Source organism: Bradyrhizobium sp. 22, from assembly GCF_000482425.1.
Lineage (GTDB): Bacteria > Pseudomonadota > Alphaproteobacteria > Rhizobiales > Xanthobacteraceae > Bradyrhizobium > Bradyrhizobium japonicum_B.
This window is the reverse complement of sequence record NZ_KI519399.1, coordinates 2,830,033-2,848,917: the sequence shown is the minus strand read 5'-3', so window position 1 is coordinate 2,848,917 and position 18,885 is coordinate 2,830,033. Positions and strand designations below refer to the sequence as shown.

The following is an 18,885-nucleotide window of genomic DNA, read 5'->3' as shown; positions in this document are numbered from 1 at the left end:
CTCTAGCGCGACGTCACCCGGCCGAGGAAATCGGTGAGCGCGCGGCGATCCTCGGCCGAGCCGATGCGTTGCTCCGGCATCTTGGTGCCGGGGGTATAGGCGTTCGGCCCGATTTCGAACAGCTTCGCAACCGTCTCCGGCGTCCAGATGATGTCCATCATCTTCAGGGCATCGGAGAAACGATAGCCCGGCAGCGACGCGATCTTGCGGCCATACAATCCGGCAAGCGTCGGACCTGCGCGCTGCACCTCCTTCTCCGACAGCGTATGACAGGCAACGCATGCCCGGAACACATCGGCACCATGATCGCCGGCATAGGCGGCGAGCGGATCGGGCGGCGATCCTGCCAGGATCGAGCCGATGGGCTCGCCGGTGCGCGCATTCCAGCGTCTGATCTTGCCGTCCGCGCCACCCGTCAGCAGCGTCTCGCGATCCGGCAGGAAGGCCACCGACCACACCGGCAGTCCAGGTCCGATCAATGTTCGCAGCAGGCTGCGCGACCTGCGATCGATGATCGCCACTGTGCCGCCGATGCCGGCCGCGGCAATCAAGGCGCCGTCCGCCGATAGTGCCAAGGCCACCACCGGCGTGGGACCGGCCGCGACCTCGCCGCTGACTTTGCCCTCCCCGGTCAACATGCGCAGCCTGCCATCGACCGCAGCCGTGACGATCTCACCGTCCGGCGCCACGGCCACGGCGTTCAGCGGCGCCGGCAACGTCACGATTTCGGGCTGGCCATCCGGCAAACGCCAGATGCGCAGCGCAAGATCGTAGCCGACGCTGACAAGCCTGCCGTCCGGCGTGAAGGCGACGCCGTTGACGTTCTGCGAATGCCCTTCGAGCACACGCGAGGTGCCGTCCGACAGCGACCAGAGCCGCACCGTCCGATCCCACGATGCCGAGGCGAGAAGCGATCCATCGGGCGAGACGGCAAGCGCCACGATCGGCGCGGCATGCCCCTCCAGCACGCGGTCCGGCTGCGGCCGGCCCGCCGTCCACAGCGCAATCCGTGCGTCCGCGCCGGCCGTGATCATGCGGTGGCCCTTCAGCAGGGCGACCGCATTGACGCCATCGGCATGATACCGAAGCACTTGCACTGCGCTGTCCGTCCTGAGCGACCAATGGATCGCGGACGTGTCGAAGCCCCCGGACAGAAGCTCGTCGCCGTCGGCGGAAACGGCAAGCGCCCGTATCGGGCCACCGTGTCCCGCCATGTCGGCGTGCGCGGATGCGACGGCAAAGACGGCCCACAGTGCGGCGGCCAACGTCGCGCACAAAGGTGATCTGGTCATTCCTGGCCGGCCCCGGTCACATCCGCGCTCACAAGATTGCCAGAAGAGCCGGCTGAGATGAATATCGGAACCGGCCTACTTAACGGGCTTACTTGGCCGGCGCCGTCGTGGTTTTCGACGACCCCTCGGGCGCAGCCTGCATTCCAGGCGGGCTCTGACCTTGCGGACTTTCGGCGGGCGCGCCACCCGATCCTGTATTGATCGGACCGGTCCAGCCTTGCGGCTGGAGCTGGCCCTTGTCCTCGGGCGGGGTGTGCGCAGCCGATGAGCCGGATTGTGCGGGCTGTGCGCAGACGCTTCCGGAAAGGCAAAGTGCTGCGAGACACAAAGACGTTGTCAGCAGTTTCACGCGAAATCCTCCCATATCCGTACTGAAATCGGCCAAGCCGCGTTCCGTTCCGGAGCGTGCACCGCAATAACCGACTTTTGGCATCGCCGGGACGCTGGTTTCCGGCTGGTCACATCAAGGATGTATCGTATAGATGGCTTGATGTTCCGATCGAGAGAGTCTGAAGATGAAGGCCTTTCTGCTTGGCTGTGTCGCGGCCGTACTGATCGCGATTGCGGGGATGGTGATCTTGAACAGATTCGAGGAGCCCGCCGCCCAAGCGTTTGCGACGAGCAGCGTCCGCCTATGACATCGCGCCAGACAGCTGGATCGATTCCTCGCGACACGCGATCCGGGCTCATGCCTACATTGTGACGCCGCGCAACCGCCGATCGCTCGTCACGGCGATCAGCCGCAACTTGCCGGCATGGCGCAATTGCAGGATCTTGCCGCTGCAATCCTCGCGGTCGAGGTCCATGAACCACTGCGATCGGGGCACGATATCCAAACGGGCCTGAGATTTAAGAGTTTGGTAACAATACCAACATGGTTGAACGCATTGATGCAAATCGCACAGTGCTGGTGTCTCGCCCGTAACGAGCCTGCTATAAAGCGCAGCGACGGTTCGATCGATCTTCGCGAATTGCCCGGTGTCCTTGATTGCGCATGAACAAGCCTAGCAACACGTTCGACATCGTCATCGAGCAAGCGTTCGACTTTCTGTCCCCGGAATATGCCGAGCTGTTCGATCGCTCGGCCGCGACCGCGTTCCAGCATCCGATCTGGCTGCACAGCCTCTACACCAGGCTCGCCTCGGATGCCGGCGCGACAGCGCTGGTCGTCGTGGTCCGCACCCGCGCGACGGGGGCGCTTGCGATGGTGCTGCCCCTGCTGCGGATCCGGCGCGGGCCGATCCGAACGGTCGAGTTTGCCGATTTGCGCGTCTCCGATTATCTGGCACCGGTTTGCAGCCCGGAGGTGTTCTCGCAATTGCTCGACGACGCGGAGGCATGCGCGGAGATTCGGCGCCTGGTTCGCCCGTTCGATCTGCTGCGCATGACCAAGCTGCCCGACGCGCGGCTTCCGATCGAGAAACTCCTGGCTGCCTCGCGCCGCGTGTCGATGGACACCAATGCCTACGCGACGGTTCTCGTCGCACCATTCGAGCAATGGCGGGCCAGCGCGATCGATCGCTCTTATCAGAAGGAGCTCGCAAAGAAGTATCGCCAGCTCCAGAAGAAAGGCGCGCTGAGCTTCTCATGCTGCACCGACGGCGCCTCCGTGCTCGAAACACTGGAGGTGATGAAGAAGTTTCGCGGTCCGCGCTTTCAGGCACAAGGCGACGGCGACCTGCTTCAGCGCCCCGAATATTTCGGCTTCTATTCCGACGTGGCCCTCCGTGGCCTCGGCAGCTTCGTGCGCCTCTACGCCATGAAGATGGATGGAGAAGTGATCGCCGCCGTGCTCGGACTGTGCCATCGGGGCAGCTTCCTCGTCATCATGAGCGCCTTCGACATTGCCGGGTACAAGAGCCAGTCGATCGGCGCACAGATGTTCGAGCAGGTGGCGCGGGATTGTATCGAGCGCGGCGATCAGATGCTCGATTTCACCATTGGTGACGAGCCATACAAGAAATTGTTCGGCGGACAGCCGTCGCCGATGTGGGCGGTCACGCAGGCCGGCAGTCCGGCAGGCACCATCGCCCTGTTCGCGCTGAAGCAGGCGCCCTGGCTGAAGCTGGCGGCCAAGCGGCTAGCGGACTTGCGGCTCCTGCCCGCCCGCACGCCGACGCCCACGCGCTGATCCGGCGGCAGACAAACGGCCACAAGACTCAGGCGCGCAGCGCGCCGCGAACACGCCCGAGCCAGCCCGGATGCATCTGATCGACACGATGTGCCAGGCTGCGGCGCAGGAAGTGCAACCGGCGCCGGACGTCCCAGCCGATATCGTCGCGGGACGTCAGGGCCTGGCGGAAGCGCGCCAACTTCAGCGACTGCTGATCCGCCGCGATCTTGTCGCGATCGGAATAGAACTGCGAAATCTTCTCCTGGCCCATGCCTGATGTCATGAGCCATCGCGGCGCATATTCGGTGCACAGACGATCGACGTCCACCAGCAGGCGCGCGACGCCGGTGCCGGCGGCAGGACAATTGGTCTGGAATGCATCGCCGATGAGCACGACGCCAGGCTGCAGGTGTCCCTCGACGACGGTCAGATCCATCACCCAGTTCTGGACCCGGCCGATGACGCGGAAGTCACCGAGATAGGGCCGCAATCCCGGCAGCAGGCGCAAGATTGTCGTCTCCGGCTCGCGACGCAGCTCGCGCATGATCGGATCGGTCGGGTCGCGGAACATGAAGAGATTGGCCCGCATGCCGGCGCGGACCGGAAACAGGCTGAGATAGTCGATGCCGTCCGCCGTGCGTTCACCATAACAGGTCAGCGCCTCGAAATCGAACGGGCGACCATCTTGGCGGACGATCGTGAAGCCGAACGACACCGAATGGCGCTCGGCCAGCACGCGCCGTCTGATCCCGAGCTTGTAAGCAACAGCTTCCGACATGCCTGTGGCGAGAACGACGAGGCGCGCGGTCACGCGCCGTCCGGAGGCCAGTTCGAGATGCTGGACGTCGTCGCTGCAGCTGATCGCAGTGACCTCGTCGACGATCAGGCCGGATGGATCGGGCATCTGGCTGCGCGCCATGGCCACGAGATCGGCATAGGGAAAGCCGTAGGCCTGACCGACGCTGACGTCGACCACCTTGCCTTCCCGGATATTGAGCACCTGATCATATCGACAGGCAACATTCTCGAGCGCGCCGAGGAAGCCCAGCTTGCGGAGCATCGCCAATTGATGCCCGCCGATCTTCTCGACCCGGAATTCGTCCGGATAGACCGCGCGCTTGTCGATCAGGGCAATGCGGTGCCCTGCCCGCGCCAGCACGGCCGCCGCAAGCGATCCCGCAAGGCCGCCGCCGACGATCGCGATGTCCGCATCGGTCCTCGAAGTGCCGGCTTTGGCGATCGGCTCGGTCCCGGTTCTGTCCGCCGTCATGATCCAAGGCTCCCACGGTCAACTAAAGTCGCACGTGCAATTCTCCGGCCTGATGTCGCATCGCAGGATCAAACGCGATCATTTCTCGCTATCGAGGTTAACGGAGCTGCGAGCCGGCTGTCGCGACGATGGCCGGCACGCCTCTTGCTCGGGATTCCCGTAACTTGGGTGTTCGGTAGCGCGGTGTCCGATCCGGACGGGCCAACCCGCATTCGAACGACCGATCTTCGCCGTTATCGGCCGTCGATATGGCGCTACGCCTTCATTCGGTCCGGCCAAGTCCTGCTCTATTTGAGACAACGAGGACGGCGATGTTTCACAGTGAAGCAATTGGAACCACGAGGCTGATGTCGCCGGCAGGATCCCGCTTGCCACCCATTAACACTCGCGATTTTTCCGCATGCTAGATTGCCGTCGGCGTCCGAACACGTCCTCTCAGGAGAGAGCAGCTCCTTAAATTTCCATGATCGAATCCATCCTTCAATTGTTGCGGCGTGACGTCACGCGCGGTGTCGTCGGAACCATCCTCCTGAAGGTTGGCAGCGGCGTGCTCGCGTTCGCGTTGTTCTCGCTGGCGGCGCGGACGATGTCGCCCGACGGCTTCGGCATCTTTGCGACTTGGCTTTCGGTCGCACAGATCGCGGCCGTCGTGGGGCTGGTCGGACAGGAATCCTTGCTGGTGCGATTCCTGAACGAGTATCAGGTCGGCAAAAGGCCGGACCTTACCAAAGGCGTACTCCAATCGAGCTTGAAGATCGCGTCCGTCGCAATGCTGATCGTGATCGGCGGGATCGCCGTCGCCGCGAGCTTGAGAGGCGACTGGTGGCTGCTGATCCTTGCAGTGTCGGCCTTCACCGCCGTCAATGCCGGATTGATGCTCGGCAGCCAGATCGCGCGCTCGCTGGTCAGCATTCTCATGGGCGAAGGAAACCGCGAATTCCTCTGGCGGGCCATCGTCGTCCTGTTCCTGCTCGTGATGCTGCTCGCCCATCGCCAACTCGATCCGGTCGAGCTGTTCGCGGCGATGACGATCGCCATGGCGGTTGGCCTTGTTGCGCAGATCGTATCCGTCGCGCGCGTGCTGCCGGATCTGCGTAGCACGCCCGCGCGCTCGGAGACGTCACGCTGGCGATCGAGTGCCCTGCACTTCTGGCTTGCATCGATCCTCGAGGTCGCCACTCAGTATTTAGACGTCGTGTTGGTCTACTGGATGCTGGATCCGACGACGGCCGGCATCTACTTTGCCGCCTCGCGCCTCGCCAACATCTTCGCCATGGTCTCGGCAGCGTTGTATACATTCGGCGCGCGCCGGCTGCCCTCACTGTACTTCAGCAAGAATCATCGGGAGTTCGAGCGGACCCTGCGGTTGATGGCGGAAGTGACCGCGCTGTGCGTGGCCGCCGGACTCGCCACGGTCTGGATCGGCGGCACCTATCTCCTCAATTTGTTCGGACCCCATTTCACCGAGCAGCATTCGGTCCTGATCGTGCTGGCAGTCGGCACCGCCATCCAGGCCGCGGGCGGCCCCGCAGCTGCGATCCTGCAGCTGACAGGCCACGAACGAATCTATGTTCCCGTCGTGGCTGCGAACGTCGCACTGCGGCTCGTGGGATTTCTTGTCCTCATTCCCTGGCTCGGCCTGCTTGGCGCGGCGATTTCCGCCACGGTGTCGCTGGCGCTCGCAACCATTGCCCTGAATGTGATCTGCCGTCGGCGCTCAGGGGTCGATCCCTCAATTCTGGTGCTGCTGCGCTTCAGCGCCATCAAACGCGGCAATTATGCCGTACGCGGCGCCGACTCCGGCGACTAGCTCGCGTTCACGCATCAGCGGCGCGCAAGACCGATTGGTTAACGCGCTCGCTGCGCAGCGTCCGGGAACCAGCGAAATAACTGCGTGATCGATGTCGACGGTCGCGCCTCGCATTAACTCCGTTTGTGGCTAGCCAGTGTCCGCGCGATGCCCGCATGATAGGTACGGAGTTAAGAAGGTGAAGATTTCGTTTCTTGAGCGGATCGGGAGCCGTGCTGCACTATCAGCCGAACAAGGATTTGGGCGAGCCGACTGCGACCGCACCCGCGCGGTCGAACCATGGCGGACCAAAGCCGCACGTGCTGCTCGCGCAAACACAGGCCGAGAACGCTGGCGCGCAGGAGATCTCCAGGCTGCTCGGCGCCGGGCTGACCGCGCGCGGCTACCGCGTCACCAATCTGTTCTTCTTCCGTAAATCGGATTCGTTCGACGAGCCGCCCGATACGCTCTATTGCGCGCCGAGCCGGCCGGGCAATCCGGTGGCGCTGCTTCGCATGCTCTGGACGCTCGGCCGTCACATCAGGACCATCAGGCCCGACGCCGTCCTGACGTTCCAGCATTTCGGCAACGTCATCGGCGCCGGCATGACGCGCCTCGTCAGCCGCGCACCTGTCGTCGCCAATCAGGTTTCATCCGCGCTGGCGATGAGCCGGCCGGTCCGCACCGCCGACATCGTCATGGGCAGCCTCGGCTTCTTTGACCGCATCACGCTCAATTCGAAGGACATGGAGCGCGAATATTCGCGTTACCCCGCAGCCTACCGGTCGCGCATGGTGCACGTGCCGCACGGCTTCGACGACAAGGCCCTCACCCTGTCGAAGGACGCTGCACGGCAGACATTCAATCTGCCGCCCGATCGCGTCCTGCTCGGCTGCGCCGCGAGGCTGCATCCGCACAAGCGGCTCGACCTGGCGATACGTCTGCTGCCAGATGAGCCGTCCTGGCATCTCGCTCTCGCCGGCCAGGGCGCCGACGAGGCCCGGCTCAAGCTGCTGGCGGATGAGCTGAAGGTCTCCGACAGGCTACATCTGCTCGGCGAGATTCCCCCCAGCCGGATGGCGGACTTCCTCGCCTGTCTCGACGTGTTCGTGTTCCCGACACAGGCCGAAACCTTCGGCTTGGCCGCGGTCGAGGCTGCCAACGCAGGTGTTCCCTCCGTCGTGACCGATCTTCCCGTCTTGCGCGAAGTGCTGTCCTACGAAGGCAGGCCGACTGCGCTCTTCGTCGATGCCTCCGAGCACGCAAAGCTCGCGGCGGCCGTCTCCAGGCTGCTGACGGACCAAGATTTGCGCGAGGCGCTGCGACAAAACGCCAAAGGCCTGAGGCTGCGCTATTCGGTAGATGCCATGGTGGAGGAATACGTTCGTATTCTCGACGAGGTCATTTGACCTGAAACCTTGGATAGATCGGCTCGACATGATCATCGAGTTTCGCTGTGAACGGGACTACGCGCGGCGGTGGATGAGCCGCGAGACGCTGTCGATCGACGGCCGCGATGTTCCGGTTCAAATCGCGTGGACCACAAATGCCGAGCCGCGGCCCGCAGGCCTCGACACCCTTTTCGAGCTCGAACGCGTGGTGTTGCACAGGGGCAAGCCCAGTGGCGCCAACAGGCTCGACGTCATTCCGCAGCGCACGCAGGCTCATACCGAGACCGCCGACGTGATCGTCGATTTCACCGGCGGCGCGCGCGATCCGGGCAGCTCCGCTCGGCTGTATCTCCGTCCGCTGTTCAACGGAGTTGCCGGCGAGAATGCCGCGCTCGCCGCCATTCTGGCCGGCGACCTGCCGGTGATCGAGATCATCAACGAGGTCGACGGCTCGGTCGTCGATCGCGGCCATCCGTCCGGCGAAATTGCCGCAGGCCTCAGCGGCGCGCTCGAAACCGTCATGGCGCGAACCCTGACCATGGTGGCGGCGATCCTGTCGGGACGGCCGCGCATCGTGCCGCAACTGGCGCGCCCCGCCGGAGCAGGCGTCGGCCGGCAGCCGACGGCCTATGTCGTGCGCGGCCTCGCCGTATCGATCGCCAAGGAGATCTATCGTCTCTGCTGCTATGCCCCGCATTGGCATGTCGGATGGCGCTTCAATGACGGCGCGGGGGTCTGGCAGACCGGAGATCTCTCAGGTCCGGGCTGGAACGTTCTGAAGGATCCCGGAAACCACTTCTACGCCGATCCCTTTCCGATCACGTGGCAGGGACGAACATTCGTCTTCTTCGAGGACCTCGATCACCGCGTCGGAAAAGGCATCATTTCGGCGGTCGAGTTCGGTGACAACGGACCGGTCGGCGAGGCCGTGCCGGTGCTGGAGGAGCCCTGGCATCTCTCCTATCCGTTCCTGATCGAACACGACGGCGCCTTGTGGATGATCCCGGAGAGCTCGACGCACGGCGACGTCGCCCTCTACAAATGCGTCCGCTTCCCCGACAAATGGGAGCGGCACGCGACGCTGCTGTCCGGTCTCGAGCTGGCCGACGCGACGATCACGCAGCACAACGGCCTGCATTATCTGTTCGGCGCCTGGCGCGACGGCACCGGCGGCTATTCGGATTCGCTGGCGATTTACTACGCGGAGCACCTCCTGGGGCCTTGGTTGCCCCATGCCAGCAATCCGGTCCTGATCGACCGCGCGAGCACGCGGCCGGCAGGGAATTTCGTCACCATCAACGATAAATTGTGGCGTCCGGTCCAGAACTGCGCCGACGGATACGGCGCGGCGCTCGCGCTGGCGGAAGTGGTCGAACTGTCGCCGACGGCCTTCAGGCAGACCGTGCGCCATTCCCTTAAGCCCGGACCGGCGTGGCCCGGCAGGAAGCTCCACACCCTGAACCGCTGCGGTCGGCTTGAAGTAATCGACGGCTCACGGGTCCAACCCAAGACCCGTGCTTTTACCAGCAAATCTCCGTCGACTGTGTTGCCCGCGCGAGCCAATCCTTCCGCGGCGCGCTGACGCGGATCAGGGTCGGCTATCACGATACGGGCGGCGCGCATCAAGCACACCGCCCGCTGTCTCGTAGTCTGCACGTCAGCAACGACGGCGCTTACTGCGAACGATCCGAGGTCCAGCCCTTGTACTGGGCGACGTTGTCCCTGGTCACGAGCTTGGACGGCAAAAGCTCGACGGTCGAAGCCGGCTTCTGGCCATTGAGGATGCCGACACCGACCTGCACGGCCCGCCGCGCCATGAAGAACGGGTCCTGCGAAGCCGAGGCCTGGATCTGCGGCGACTGCGGATCCTTCAGCGCGGCCTCGATATCGGGGGCGCCGTCGACCGCGGTGATGATGATGCCGCTGCGGTTTTGCTGGCGGGCCGCAAGGTCGGTGCCGATCGCCTGGGGGTCGTTGATGGCGAAGATAGCATCGATCTTGGGGAAGCGGGTCAGATAGCCCTGCGCGACGGTGAGGCCACCTTCGCGCGAGCCTTTGCCGTCCTGGTCGCTGGACAGCACCTTGATGCCTGGATTCTTCGACAGAACGTTCTTGCAGCCGACGACGCGGTCGATCACGGCGGAGACCTGCGGCCCGTTCTCGATGATGACGTCGCCCTTGCCGCCGAGCTTGTCGACGATGTACTGGCAGGAGATCTCGCCAGCCTGCACGTTGTTCGTGGTCACGGTGGCATCGGCGCCTTCGGCCGCGGTGTCGACCGCGACGACGACGATGCCCGCGGCTTGCGCCTTCTTGATCGCCGGCCCGATCGCCTTGGGGTCGCCGGGGTTGAGCAGGATCAGATCGACGCCAGCGGCGATGAAATTGTCGATCTGGGTGACCTGCTTGCCGAGATCGTATTCGAAGCCGACCGTGGTGATCTTGACGTTGGGATTGGTCTTCTTTGCCTCGAACTCGGCGCCCTTCGACAACGCGACAAAGAACGGGTTACCCATCGACCCCAGCGAGACGCCGATCGACTTGAGCTCCTTGGCCGAGGACGGCGCGGTGCTGAGAACAAGCGCCGTCGCGGCGCCGGCGAGCATGATCGTCTTCAACATGGACTTCCTCCCTGGTCTGTCTTCTTTCCCGGCACGGCAGACCAGTTGCCGCAACGGAAGCTTTCAAGTTCTGGCGGAGCCTTCAGGTTCTGGCGGAGCCTTTCAAGTTCTGGCGGAGCCCTCAGGTTCTGGCGGAGCCCTCAGGTTCTGGCGGAGCCTTGCAGCCGATAACGATCGAGCGCCACGGCGCCAATGATTACCAGGCCCTTGATGACATATTGCCAGATGTCGGAGACACCGACGAGGATGAGGCCGTTCGACAGCACCGCGATGATCAGCGCGCCCACCAGCGTCCCCCAGATCGAGCCGATGCCGCCGACGAACGAGGTGCCGCCCAGGATTACGGCGGTGATCGCATCGAGCTCGTAGGACTGGCCGAGTTGCAGGCCGTTGGCGGCGTAGAGCCGCGCCGCCTGCATGGCGCCGCCGAGCCCGGCGAACAGTCCGGAGATGCCATAGACGAAGATCAGCACGGCCCAGACCTTGATGCCCGCGAGCCGCGCCGCGCTTTCGTTGCCGCCCACCGCATAGATGTGCACGCCGAGCACGGTCCGGCGCAGCACCAGCCACGAGACAAGGATGACGAGCAAGGCGATCACCGAGAGCCACGGGATCGACGCGACGCCGGGAACGAGTGTCAGCGAGCCGTTGCCGATGAAGGCGTAGGGAATGGACGGATTGAACACGGTGGTGTCGGCCCCGAGCAGTCGCGCGAGGCCGCGAACCGCGGTGAGAGAACCGAGCGTGACGATGAAGGGCGGCAGGCGGAGCAGCGCGATCAGCGCGCCGTTGACGACACCGAAGACAAGACCGGTGAGCAGCGCGGCCGGCAGCCACAGCACGCCAAGCTCCGGCAGCTTGGACAGCGTCAATCCGGCCATCGCGGAGGCCGCCAGGATCGAGCCGACCGAGAGATCGATGCCGCCGGTGAGGATGACGAAGGTCATGCCTGCGGCGAGCACGGTGTTCACTGCGGCCTGCTGCAACACGATGCCGAGATTTTGTCCGGTGAAGAAGCGGCCCTCGGACAGGAAATGGAAGCCGATGCAGAGAATCAACAGCACCGGCAGCATGCCGAGCGCGCTGATCAGCATCCTTACCCGCTGGCGCTTTGTCTCGGCGGCAGCACCGTTGGTCGTCGTCAGGTCGGACCGGACCTCCGCAGCACCGTTGTCAGGCATCGAGATGCTCCATCCCCGTGGCAAGCGCCATGATGTCCTCTTGTGTCAGCGGCGAATTCGGTCCGCGCCTCACCTCGCCTGCGACGTGGCCGGCCCGCATGACGACGACACGGTCGCAGATGCCGATGATCTCGGGCAGGTCGGACGAGATGACGAGGATGGCGGTGCCAGCCTTGGCCAGATTGTCGATGATCGAATAGATCTCGGATTTGGCGCCGACATCGACGCCACGCGTCGGCTCGTCGAGGATCAGGACCTTCGGCGCGATGGCGAGAAGCCGCGACAGCAGCAGCTTCTGCTGATTGCCGCCGGACAGGCCACCGGCCGGAACGCCGACATTGGCGGCGCGGATGCTGAGGCCCGCGAAGGCCCTCTCGGCGCGCTCGCGCGCCTTGTCGCGATCGAGGAACCAGCCGAGCTTGGCGTCGCGGCCGAGCACCGCGAGGTTGATGTTGTCCAGACACGACATATCCAGGAACAGGCCGAGCGCCTTGCGGTCCTCGGTCAGATAGGCGATCCCGGCCTCGAGCGCCGCGCCGGGGTTGCGGATCTCGACCGGGTGTCCCTCCAGCTCGAGCCGGCCGGAGGTCTTTGGCTGCGCGCCGATGATGAGATGGGCAAGCTCGGTGCGGCCGGCGCCGATCAGGCCGGCGAGCCCGACCACTTCGCCCGCATGCACGGTCAGCGAGCAGCCCTTGACGCGCTGGCCGTCGGCCATGTCGATCGCAGCGAGCACGGGATGTCCACGCCCCGCATCGGGATCGTGATCCTTCTTGTAGAACGACGAGACGTCGCGCCCGACCATCAGTCGCACGATGGTGTCGGCACGGATCTCGGGCTTGTCGAGCGAGCCGACCAGCCGGCCGTCGCGCAGCACGGTGACGCGGTCGCCGAGCGCGTAGACCTCGTCCATGCGATGCGAGATGTAGATGATGGCAAGCCCCTCCGCCCTGAGCTGACGGATCAGCGCGAACAGCCGCGCAGTCTCGCCGGCCGACAACGCGGTGGTCGGCTCGTCCATGATCAGAATTTTTGATCTGGCGTGCAGCGCACGCGCGATCTCCACCAATTGCCGCTGGCCCATGGACAGATGCGCCACCAGCGTCGACGGCAGGAAGTCTGCGCCGAGCCGCTTCAGAATGGGACCGACGCCCTCGCGCATCTCCCCGCGCGCCAGCAGTCCTGAACGCGAGATCTCCCGTCCGAGATAAATATTCTCCGCGACGCTGAGATTGGGCGCCAGCGACAGCTCCTGATAGATGATGGAGATGCCCGCCGCGCGGCCGCCGAGCGGACCTTCGATCCGAACCGGATGTCCTTCGATGCGGATCTCGCCGCCGGGATCAGGCTTGTAGGCGCCGGACAGGATCTTCATCAGCGTCGACTTGCCGGCGCCGTTCTCGCCCATCAAGGCGTGAATCTCGCCGGCGTAGACGGTGAGATCGACGCCACGCAGTGCCTTGATGCCAAAGAAAGATTTTGACACCCCGCGCATCTCGAGGATCGGATCGTTCATCGTGCCTCCCGCGCACAATGCGTTTCCCACCCGCGTCTCTATCGTTCTTGTCAGCGCGGTTCACGCATTAAACAAAAGGCCGCGGCGCAGGGCAAGGCTGAACACGAGCGAACGCAGCATCGCGGCGGCGCTAGTGGCGCGGCCGATACAGTTCGCGCCAGGCGGGAAGCCGCTCGGCGTAGGCATCCGCCAGCCCGGCGTCAGGTTCGAACGTCTCGACGCGCTGCGGCCGCGTGCACACGGCGGCGATTGCCTCACCCGTGACAGCAAGCCGCCCCAATCTCGCCGCACCGAACGCCGCGCCGGTCTCGCCGCCGGCAAAGCGATGGATCGGAACATTCAGCACGTTTGCAAGAACCGAGAGCCAGAATGGCGAGCGCGATCCGCCGCCGATGGCGTCGGCTTCCGCAATCACGATGCCGGCATCCGCGAGCGCGTCGCGGCAATCGGCCAGTGCGAAGGCAACGCCTTCGAGCACCGCCTGCACGATCGCGGTGCGATCGGTGCCATGGCTCAAGCCATCGAGCATGCCGCGCACCGCGGGATCGTCGTGCGGCGTCCGCTCGCCCGCGAGATACGGCAGGAAGCTCACCGGCGACGGCGCCTGCGGGCGTGATCCCAGCGGCGCCAGCAACTCGGCCTCGGTGACGCCGAACAGGCGCGCGGCCCAGGCGAGGCAGGAGGCGGCCGACAGGATCGCGCCGGCCTGAATCCACATGCCGGGAATGGCGTGGCAGAACGTATGCACCGCGCGATCCGGATTGGCGGCGATCGTGGCGGTCGGCGCCAGCAGCGCCCCCGATGTTCCCAACGTGACGAACGCGGTTCCCGGCTGGACCGCGCCGATGCCGACGGCGCCCGCCGGATTGTCGCCGGCACCGCCCGCGATCACCGGCTGCCTTGTCATGCCCCAGCGCCGCGCGAGCTCGGCGCGCAGCGTTGCGGCGGGCGCGCAGCCCTCGACCAGACGCGGCATGTGCTCGCGCGTCAGGCCGGTCGCGGCCAATGCGGCGTCCGACCAGTCCCGGCGCGCGGCGTCGAGCCATAGCGATCCCGATGCATCCGAGACGTCCTCGACGGCCTCGCCCGACAGCACCAGGCGCAAATATGCCTTTGGCAGCAGCACGAGCTTGGTCGCCGCAAAGATCTCGGGCTCATGCGTCGCGATCCAGAGCAGCTTTGGCGCGGTGAATCCCGGCATCGCCTTGTTGCCGGTCACCGCACGCAAGGCCGGCCAGCGTTGCTCCAGGATACGGCACTCCGCCGCCGCGCGTCCGTCGTTCCAGAGGATGCAAGGCCGCAAGGGACGTAAGCTCGCATCGAGCAGCGTGGCGCCGTGCATCTGGCCGGACAGCCCGATGCCCTCGACCGCCGCCAGCGCGCCGGCATGGCTCGCCTTCAGGGCATCCAGCGTGGCGAAGGCCGCCTCGATCCATTGCGCGGGATCCTGCTCGGAATGACCCGGCTGCGGCGAGGCGATCGTCAGCGGCCGGCTCGCGCTTGCAATCACGCGCTGGGCGTCGTCGACGAGAACGGTCTTGACTGCGGAGGTGCCGAGATCGATGCCAAGATACATGGATGCTTCCCGCTCACTTCGCCGCGTCGATCCAGGTCCCCGGCTCCGCGGTGCATCGGCCAATGCGGCGAACGATGATGGCAACATCGGCGGGTAGATCATCGCGACTTCAGAGATCTCGACAGCTTTGGAAAGGCTGCCGAGTTCAACCTCTGGCGCCCTCACACCACATCAAAACTGCGAAAACAACCCCATGCACAGTAGAACGGGGTTTGTTTCTGCTGACGAATTTCCAGCGCGAAACTCACCCTTCCGGGCTCGCCGCTGGCGCGGCCTCGTCGAGATGGCAGGCTACCCATTGCTCGGGTCCGGCTGCGCGAAGCACCGGCTCTTCGGCCCGGCAGCGATCGAACACGAGCGGGCAGCGGGTGTGGAAGCGGCATCCCTTCGGCGGGTTGATCGGGCTCGGCACGTCGCCCTTGAGGATGATCGGGTTGCGCTGGGCACCCGGCTCGGGCAACGGCACCGCGGACAGCAGCGCCTTGGTATAGGGATGTCTGGGCGCGGCGAATATCTCGCGGCGCGGCGCCACCTCCACGATCTTGCCGAGATACATCACCGCGACGCGGTGGGTCATGTGCTCGACGACCGCGAGGTCGTGGCTGATGAACAAAAGCGCGAGGCCGAATTCGCTCTGGAGATCCTGCAGCAGATTGACGATCTGCGCCTTGACCGAGACGTCGAGCGCGGACACCGCCTCGTCGCACACGATCAGCTCGGGCTCTGCCGCCAGCGCCCGGGCGATGCCGATGCGCTGACGCTGGCCGCCGGAGAATTCGTGCGGCCTGCGATTGAGCGCCTCGCGCGGCAATCGCACGGTGTCCATCAGCGCTGTGAGGCGAACTTCGAGATCCTCGGCGGATTTGGCGAGGCCGAAATTGCGGATCGGCTCGGCCAGGATATCGCGCACCCGCATGCGCGGGTTGAGGCTGGAGAACGGATCCTGGAACACCACCTGCACGCGCCGGCGCATCTGGCGCATCGTGCTCGGCGCGGCATCGTCGATACGCTGGCCGTCGAGGATCACCTGCCCTGCGGTGATATCGAACAGGCGCAGGATGGCGCGGCCGACCGTCGACTTGCCGCAGCCGGACTCGCCGACCAGCGACAGCGTCTCGCCGCGCGCGATCTCGAAGGACACGCCGTCGACCGCATAGACGAATTCGGACTTGCGGCTGAACAGCCCGGCCTTGACCGGAAAATGCTTCTTGAGGTCGTTGACCTGGAGCAGCGGAGGGCTCATGCCGCGACGGCCCCCTTGGCCGCGTAGTGACAGGCGGCGATGTGGCGCGGGCCCTTCTCTTCGAGCCCCGGCGCATACTGCCGGCACAGATCGGTCGCGAGCGCGCAGCGGCCGGCGAAGACGCAGCCGGCGATCGGCTTGCGCAGATCGGGCACCTGCCCCGGAATCTCGGCCAGCCGCCTCGCGGTGCCCGTCAGCGAGGAGCCGAGCCGCGGCACCGCGCCTAACAGGCCTTGGGTGTAGGGATGACGCGGGGAGCGGAACAGCTCGGCCACCGGCGCCTCCTCGACCTTGCGGCCGGCATACATCACCATGACGCGCTCGGCGATCTCGGCGACGACGCCGAGATCGTGGGTGATCAGGATGATCGCGGCGCCGACCCGGCGCTTGAGGTCCAGCATCAGCTTGAGGATCTGGGCCTGGATCGTCACGTCGAGCGCGGTGGTGGGCTCGTCCGCGATCAGCAGCTTCGGATTGCAGGCGAGTGCGATGGCGATCATCACGCGCTGGCGCATGCCGCCGGAGAGCTGGTGCGGATATTCGCGCACCCGCCGCTTCGGCTCGGGGATGCCGACCAGCGTCAGCATCTCGATCGCGTGCGCTTCGGCGGCCTGCTTGTCGAGGCCCTGATGGATCATCAAGGTCTCGCGGATCTGGCGGCCGACAGTAAGGACCGGATTGAGGCTCGTCATCGGCTCCTGGAAGATCATCGAGATGTCGTTGCCGCGGATGGCGCGCATCTCGCGATCGGACAGCTTGAGGAGGTCCCTGCCCGCAAAGCGGATGCTGCCTGCGATCCGGCCCGGCGGCTCCGGGATCAGCCGCATCAGGGACATCGAGGTCACCGACTTGCCGCAGCCGGATTCGCCGACGATGGCCAGCGTCTCGCCTTCATTGACATGGAAGGATACGCCGTCGACCGCGCGGTTGATGCCGCCGGGGGTGCGGAAATGGGTCTGGAGGTTGTCGACTTCGAGCAGCGCCATTGCGTCAACCTCGGTCCATCACAGGCAACATTACAGGCAACATCACAGGCTCTTGGCCATGCGCGGGTCGAGCGCATCGCGAAGACCGTCGCCGAGCAGGTTCACGGCGAGCACGGTGACGGACAGGAACGCGGCCGGGAAGAACACGATGTAGGGCTTGACCTGCCACAGCGCGCGGCCCTCCGCCATGATGTTGCCCCAGGAGGGAATGGTCGGCGGCGTGCCGGCGCCGATGAAGGACAGGATCGCCTCGGTGATCATGGCGCTGGCGCAGATATAGGTCGCCTGCACCAGCATGGGTGCAACCGTGTTCGGCAGGATATGGCGCAGGATGATCATCGGCGTGCGCGTGCCGCAGGCGACCGCCGCATCGACATAAGGCTGCTCGCGCAGCGACAGCACCACGCTGCGGACGAGGCGCGAGACACGCGGGATCTCGGCAACGGTGATCGCCAGGATGACGTTGCCGACGCTGCCGCGGGTCAGCGCCATCAGCGCGATGGCGAGCAGGATCGGCGGGATCGACATCAACCCGTCCATGAACCGCATCAGGATGCCGTCGGCCCAGCGGATGAAGCCGGAGACCATGCCGATGGCAAGGCCGGCGGCGGACGCGAAGATCGCGACGGACAGGCCGACCGTGAGCGAGACCCGCGCGCCGTAAAGCACGCGCGAATAGATGTCGCGGCCGAGCACGTCGGTGCCGAACCAGAAATCGGCCGACGGCGCGCGCGTGCGTTTGGCCGGCGCCAGCGCGGTCGGATCGACCGACCCGAGATAGGGTGCAAAGACCGCGATCAGCACCAGCGTCAGCAGCAATGCGCCGCCGATCGCAACGGTGGGATGACCGCGCAGGAATCCGAGGAAACCGCGCCGGATCGTGACCGGCCGCAGGATTTCGGGCAGTTGTGGCGCAAGCACGAACCCGGCTGGAAGCGATTGCGGATTGACGGTCGTGTCGGTCAATAGCGGATCCTCGGGTCAACGAGCGTGTAAATGACGTCAATCATCAGATTGACGAGGACGTAGACGAAGCTGAACAGCAGCACGATGCCCTGGATGACGGGATAGTCGCGTCGCAGGATCGCATCGATCGTGAGCCGGCCAAGGCCCGGAATTGCGAACACGCTCTCGGTCACGACCGCGCCGCCGATCAGCAGCGCGATGCCGATCCCGATCACCGTTACGATCGGCACCGCCGCGTTCTTCAGCGCGTGAATGAAAAGGATGCCGCCCTGGCCGAGGCCCTTGGCGCGCGCGGTGCGGATATAGTCCTGCTGCAGCACTTCGAGCATGGCCGCGCGGGTGATGCGCGCGACCAGCGCGATATAGACGCAGCCGAGCGCGATTGCGGGCAGGATCAAATTCTCCAGCCACGGCCAGAAGCCCTGGTTGAGAGGCGTATAGCCCTGCACCGGCAGCCATTCGAGCTCGAGCGCGAAGATGTAGGCGAGCATGTAGCCGACCACGAAGACGGGCAGCGAGAAGCCGAACACGGCAAAGCCCATGATGACGCGGTCGATCAGGCTGCCGGCCTTCCACGCCGCCACCACGCCGAGCGGCACCGCCACCACGATCGTGAGCAGCAGCGTGACGATCATCAGCGACAGCGTCGGTCCGAGGCGCTGCCCGATCATTGCCGACACCGGCAGATTGGTGAAGATCGAGGTGCCGAGATCGCCGTGCAGGATGCGCCAGACCCAGCTTCCGAACTGGATCAGGAACGGCCGGTCCAGACCAAGGCTTTGGCGGATGCGCTCCACATCCTCCGGACTTGCCTGGTCGCCCGCGATCACCACGGCGGGATCACCCGGCGCGATGTAGAGCAGGCTGAACACGAACAGCGCGACGATCGCCATGACCGGCAGGGTCGCGACGATGCGACGGAGGATGTAGGAGAGCATCTG

The 18,885-nt window shown here is 65.2% G+C and carries 14 protein-coding genes; 4 read left to right on the top strand and 10 right to left on the bottom strand.

What is annotated here, in order from left to right; all coding sequences use genetic code 11:
- Nucleotides 1–2 precede the first annotated feature (2 nt).
- Nucleotides 3–1,292, bottom strand: a complete 1,290-nt coding sequence (locus K410_RS0114675; protein WP_028135586.1) for a c-type cytochrome — start codon at nt 1,290–1,292, stop codon at nt 3–5.
- Nucleotides 1,293–2,286: 994 nt separating this feature from the next.
- Between K410_RS0114675 and K410_RS0114660 the strand changes: the two genes are divergently transcribed.
- Nucleotides 2,287–3,423, top strand: coding sequence for a GNAT family N-acetyltransferase (locus tag K410_RS0114660; RefSeq protein WP_028135585.1), 1,137 nt, complete (start codon nt 2,287–2,289; stop codon nt 3,421–3,423).
- A gap of 28 nt (nt 3,424–3,451) precedes the next feature.
- Here the strand turns inward: K410_RS0114660 and K410_RS0114655 are convergent, their stop codons facing one another.
- Nucleotides 3,452–4,675 carry an FAD-dependent oxidoreductase gene (locus K410_RS0114655; RefSeq protein WP_028135584.1) on the bottom strand — a complete coding sequence of 408 codons (1,224 nt, stop codon included), beginning with the start codon at nt 4,673–4,675 and terminating at the stop codon, nt 3,452–3,454.
- A gap of 463 nt (nt 4,676–5,138) precedes the next feature.
- Between K410_RS0114655 and K410_RS0114650 the strand changes: the two genes are divergently transcribed.
- The 3 genes from K410_RS0114650 to K410_RS0114640 all read left to right on the top strand — a co-directional run bounded on the left by K410_RS0114650 (nt 5,139) and on the right by K410_RS0114640 (nt 9,437).
- Nucleotides 5,139–6,485, top strand: a complete 1,347-nt coding sequence (locus tag K410_RS0114650; RefSeq protein ID WP_028135583.1) for a lipopolysaccharide biosynthesis protein — start codon at nt 5,139–5,141, stop codon at nt 6,483–6,485.
- A 212-nt stretch (nt 6,486–6,697) separates the two neighbouring features.
- A complete protein-coding gene (locus tag K410_RS0114645) occupies nt 6,698–7,873 on the top strand; it encodes a glycosyltransferase family 4 protein (protein WP_028135582.1) in 1,176 nt (391 codons plus the stop codon).
- A 28-nt stretch (nt 7,874–7,901) separates the two neighbouring features.
- Entirely contained in the window at nt 7,902–9,437 is a 1,536-nt protein-coding gene (locus tag K410_RS0114640; protein ID WP_028135581.1) for a glucosamine inositolphosphorylceramide transferase family protein, read from the top strand.
- A gap of 91 nt (nt 9,438–9,528) precedes the next feature.
- On the opposite strand, the gene K410_RS0114635 is transcribed toward K410_RS0114640, so the two are convergent.
- The 8 genes from K410_RS0114635 to K410_RS0114600 all read right to left on the bottom strand — a co-directional run bounded on the left by K410_RS0114635 (nt 9,529) and on the right by K410_RS0114600 (nt 18,882).
- Complete coding sequence (locus tag K410_RS0114635; protein ID WP_028135580.1) at nt 9,529–10,476, bottom strand: ABC transporter substrate-binding protein; 948 nt, start codon at nt 10,474–10,476, stop codon at nt 9,529–9,531.
- 140 nt (nt 10,477–10,616) lie between these two features.
- A complete protein-coding gene (locus tag K410_RS0114630) occupies nt 10,617–11,657 on the bottom strand; it encodes an ABC transporter permease subunit (RefSeq protein ID WP_028135579.1) in 1,041 nt (346 codons plus the stop codon).
- Entirely contained in the window at nt 11,650–13,173 is a 1,524-nt protein-coding gene (locus K410_RS0114625; RefSeq protein ID WP_028135578.1) for a sugar ABC transporter ATP-binding protein, read from the bottom strand. The genes K410_RS0114630 and K410_RS0114625 overlap by 8 nt, the downstream gene beginning before the upstream one ends.
- 130 nt (nt 13,174–13,303) lie before the next feature.
- Nucleotides 13,304–14,749: a xylulokinase gene (xylB, locus tag K410_RS0114620; RefSeq protein ID WP_028135577.1), complete on the bottom strand. Its 1,446-nt coding sequence runs from the start codon at nt 14,747–14,749 to the stop codon at nt 13,304–13,306.
- A gap of 244 nt (nt 14,750–14,993) precedes the next feature.
- A complete protein-coding gene (locus K410_RS0114615) occupies nt 14,994–15,992 on the bottom strand; it encodes an ABC transporter ATP-binding protein (protein ID WP_028135576.1) in 999 nt (332 codons plus the stop codon).
- A complete protein-coding gene (locus K410_RS0114610) occupies nt 15,989–16,978 on the bottom strand; it encodes an ABC transporter ATP-binding protein (RefSeq protein ID WP_028135575.1) in 990 nt (329 codons plus the stop codon). Before K410_RS0114610 ends, K410_RS0114615 begins: the two co-directional genes overlap by 4 nt.
- A gap of 42 nt (nt 16,979–17,020) precedes the next feature.
- A complete protein-coding gene (locus K410_RS0114605; protein WP_028135574.1) occupies nt 17,021–17,944 on the bottom strand; it encodes an ABC transporter permease in 924 nt (307 codons plus the stop codon).
- Nucleotides 17,941–18,882, bottom strand: coding sequence for an ABC transporter permease (locus K410_RS0114600; protein ID WP_028135573.1), 942 nt, complete (start codon nt 18,880–18,882; stop codon nt 17,941–17,943). Before K410_RS0114600 ends, K410_RS0114605 begins: the two co-directional genes overlap by 4 nt.
- Nucleotides 18,883–18,885: the final 3 nt, after the last annotated feature.